Here is a 3,114-nt window from a genome sequence, read left to right as displayed (position 1 = left end):
AGGTTACAGGAGGTTCCTCATAGAGGGTCGGAATGGCAACTACACTATAGCCTCTATGCATGAGGGCTACGACTTCGAGAGGGGCACCTTCAGGAGGGGATACTACCTCCTGCCCGGCTTCAGGAAGATAAGCACGGTTGACTTCCACTACTGGGACATAGCTACACAGCTGGCCATGGGGGGCGTCTTCTTCAGGGAGCACGGGCTCATAAGGCGTGAGGAGCACGGTAACCCGAAGGTAGGTAACCTGCTCTACTTTAAAAAGCCAAGGAAAGACCTTGGAGAGCTAACAAAAGAAACCCTCAGATGACGTAGTACTGGGGCCTTCTGTCCTTGAAGATGTCGTTCCTCTCGTTTATCCTCTTGTCCCTCGCGAGGGAGAGGTCAATCTCAACGACGGCAACCTCTTCCTTGTTCTCACTCCCCATTGCCAGAACGTCCGCGAGTGGAGATGCTATCGTGCTCTTGCCTATGAACTTCAAACCTCTCTCCTCGCCGACTCTGTTGGCCGTCACTGTGTAAACCCTGTTCTCCAAAGCTCTAATCGGCATCGCCCTCGGCGCGTAGGGCATTACAAGGTTGCTCGGGTGTGCTATTATCTCGGCCCCCTTCAAGGCCAGCGTTCTAGCCGACTCTGGAAAGAACCAGTCGAAGCATATCATCACCCCGACCTTTGCAATGCCGATGTTGAAGACGTGGAAGCCGAGGTTTCCAGGCCTGAAGAACAGCTTCTCCCTGTTGAAGAGGTGCACCTTCCTGTATTTCCCGATGTAGCCCCAGCCTGTCGGGCCGACTATCACAGCGGAGTTGTAGAGGTTGCCCTTCCCGTCCTTTTCGGCTGTGCCGGCAACTATAAAGACCTCCTTCTCCCTCGCGAGCTCAACGAGGAACTCTGTGGTAGGTCCATCGGGTATCTCTCCGGCCACCTCTTCTACCTCCTTCCTGCTCTCGAAGTTGTAGCCGGTATCGAAGAGCTCCGGCAGGACAACGAGTTTTGCACTCTTCTCAACGGCTTCCCCAACGAGCTTTTCAGCTTTTGAGTAGTTCCTCTCGGGATTCAGAAAAGCGGGTTCCATCTGGACGTAGGCGACCTTCATGATACCACCTTAACATGTATGCCTTCGGGTTTGATAAGCCTAGCGGTGTCCTCGCTCTCCAAAAACCGCGGTTTTCATGTCTTTGTTTCAGTCTTTCGGGCTGAATATTTCCGTCTGCTTACTTTGCTTTTTGTTCATGAACGCAAAGTTGATTTCAACTTCAGTTCGGTAGTTAAATGTATTTTGAAACATCCGAAACTCTGGAATGGAAGCAATGCCAGAACTCAATCCACAGGCTCTTTAGTCGCCCTAAAAAGGAGGAGTTTCAGCCTAAGGGGAAAAACTTAAAAGTCGGCCCTTTAAGCTCCTCCCGGAGATGCCGGAGGTGACGCTCATGAAGCGCAGACCAAGGAAGTGGAAGAAGAAGGGAAGGATGAGGTGGAAGTGGATTAAGAAGAGGATTAGGAGACTTAAGAGACAGCGCAGAAAGGAGCGCGGGCTGATCTGAGGCCTGCACTATGTTCCCTTCTTTTGGCGACCTCTCCCTTATTCTAAGGACTTCCCTCGGAAAGACCCTCGTTTTTGCCGACCCTCACATAGGCTTCGAGCTCTCCAGAGGTTTGAGGATTCGGACAGGGTTTGAGGAGGAGCTGGCCTCGTTCGTCCTCGAAGTTAATCCCGATGCCCTTATCGTTCTCGGGGACGTTAAGGAACCCCTCGGCCTGAGCTTCCGCCTGAGGGAGATGCTCCTCCGCTTCTTCAGTCAGATACGTGATGTGAACGTTCTCATAGCAAAGGGAAACCACGATGGAAGACTTGAGGAGGTGGCGGAGAACTTTCCCAACGTTGAGGTCTCCGACCACTTCCTGATAGACGGCAAGCTCTTTCTCCACGGCCACAGAAAGCTACCCCCGCTGGATTTCGAGGAGGCCTTCCTGGGGCATGCTCATCCGGCGTACACCTTCAGGAGCGGCGGCGTCTCCAGGAAGGTTAAGGTCTTTGCCAGGCTCGGAAAGTTCCTGGTTTTGCCAACGGTGAATCCCTTCATAGAAGGCTTTGACGTGAGGGAAGGGATAAAGCTGGTTCCTTTCCTCCGGGGATTTGGAGAAGTGGGCCTATTCCTCCCTCAGGGGGTCTACATAGGAACCGTCAACTTTTAAAACCATTCTGCGTACGTTGGTAGGATGGCAATGAAGGTAATCGTCGTTGGCGCCGGTCGCGTTGGGAGGCGCGTTGCGGAGCACCTCTCAAAGAGATACGATGTGACGGTCGTTGATATAAGGGGTGAACTTATTGAGGAGCTTCAGTACTTTCTCGATGTCCTCACTGTTGAGGGTGATGCAACACTTCCGGAGACGCTTGAGGGGGCTGGTGTTGAGGAGGCGGACTACATTATAGCGACCACAAACAACGACAACGTTAACATCATAGTCTGCTCCCTTGCAAAAACCCTCTCGAACCCAAAGACGATAGCCCGCGTTAAGAACATGGACTACCTGCACGTTTGGGGACGCGGTAGAGAGGCCCTCGGCGTTGACCTGATGGTGTGTGCTGCCCCTCTCGTTGCGAGGAGTATAATGAACGTGGTCGACCACCGCAGTTGAGGTTCCTCAGGAACATCTACGACAACCTTTATGTTGGCGACGCTGTTTCGGTCCCCGAGGACACATGGAGCGTTGAAGTTGCCGGGAGAAAGCTAATAGTGGGCACCCTTGAGGAGGTAAAGCGTTCCTATCACCCTAGAAGACCGAAGAACGTCCTGATAATGGGGGGCAGTGAAACGGGAATCCCGCTGGCTTCTATGCTTTCAAACAAGGGATACGATGTCAAACTCATTGAGAAAGACCCTGAGCGGGCTCTTTATGCATCGAAAAAACTGGAGTCTGCGGTGGTAGTCCAGGGGGATGTCTTCGATGTTTCCCTTTGGAGGGAAGAAGGGCTGGAAGAAGCCGAGGTTGCTGTAGCCTCTCTTGGAAACGACAGCGACAACCTCCTTGCCGGGCTTCTGGCCATAAAGCTCGGCGTTGAACGGATCTTCTCCGTCGTTCACGAGGCGTTTTTTGGCGACCTTTTCGAA

Annotated in this window: 5 protein-coding genes and 1 pseudogene; 5 read left to right on the top strand and 1 reads right to left on the bottom strand. The window is 52.9% G+C overall.

Going from position 1 to position 3,114, the window contains the following annotated elements; translation table 11 throughout:
* Positions 1–310: pseudogene (locus tag MVD07_RS01845) on the top strand (SAM-dependent methyltransferase); the annotation flags it as partial.
* Here MVD07_RS01845 and MVD07_RS01840 read toward each other — a convergent pair.
* Positions 303–1,097 (bottom strand): nitrilase, encoded by a 795-nt coding sequence (locus MVD07_RS01840; RefSeq protein WP_297497870.1) that lies wholly within the window; start codon positions 1,095–1,097, stop codon positions 303–305. The pseudogene MVD07_RS01845 and the gene MVD07_RS01840 overlap by 8 nt on opposite strands.
* 316 nt (positions 1,098–1,413) lie before the next feature.
* On the opposite strand from MVD07_RS01840, the gene MVD07_RS01835 reads away from it, so the two are divergent.
* From MVD07_RS01835 to MVD07_RS01820, 4 genes are all read left to right on the top strand, one after another.
* Entirely contained in the window at positions 1,414–1,545 is a 132-nt protein-coding gene (locus MVD07_RS01835; protein ID WP_297497867.1) for a hypothetical protein, read from the top strand.
* A gap of 10 nt (positions 1,546–1,555) precedes the next feature.
* Complete coding sequence (locus MVD07_RS01830) at positions 1,556–2,197, top strand: metallophosphoesterase (RefSeq protein ID WP_297497865.1); 642 nt, start codon at positions 1,556–1,558, stop codon at positions 2,195–2,197.
* Positions 2,198–2,221: 24 nt separating this feature from the next.
* The gene (locus tag MVD07_RS01825) at positions 2,222–2,641 is read left to right on the top strand and encodes an NAD-binding protein (protein WP_297497863.1); all 420 of its coding nucleotides are present in this window, start codon (positions 2,222–2,224) and stop codon (positions 2,639–2,641) included.
* A partial coding sequence (locus MVD07_RS01820) for an NAD-binding protein (RefSeq protein WP_297497860.1) occupies positions 2,638–3,114 on the top strand: 477 nt, incomplete at its 3' end. The genes MVD07_RS01825 and MVD07_RS01820, both read left to right, overlap by 4 nt.

The organism is Thermococcus sp. (genome assembly GCF_027008145.1).
Lineage (GTDB): Archaea > Methanobacteriota_B > Thermococci > Thermococcales > Thermococcaceae > Thermococcus.
Note: the sequence above shows the minus strand (reverse complement) of the source record. Positions and strands in the feature narration are given on the sequence as shown.

Bases quoted from the DNA above. Each gene is read 5' to 3' on its own strand.
- MVD07_RS01825 (WP_297497863.1), top strand. From the start codon at position 2,222: ATGGCAATGAAGGTAATCGTCGTTGGCGCCGGTCGCGTTGGGAGGCGC.
- MVD07_RS01830 (WP_297497865.1), top strand. From the start codon at position 1,556: ATGTTCCCTTCTTTTGGCGACCTCTCCCTTATTCTAAGGACTTCCCTC.
- MVD07_RS01840 (WP_297497870.1), bottom strand. From the start codon at position 1,097: ATGAAGGTCGCCTACGTCCAGATGGAACCCGCTTTTCTGAATCCCGAG.
- MVD07_RS01835 (WP_297497867.1), top strand. From the start codon at position 1,414: ATGCCGGAGGTGACGCTCATGAAGCGCAGACCAAGGAAGTGGAAGAAG.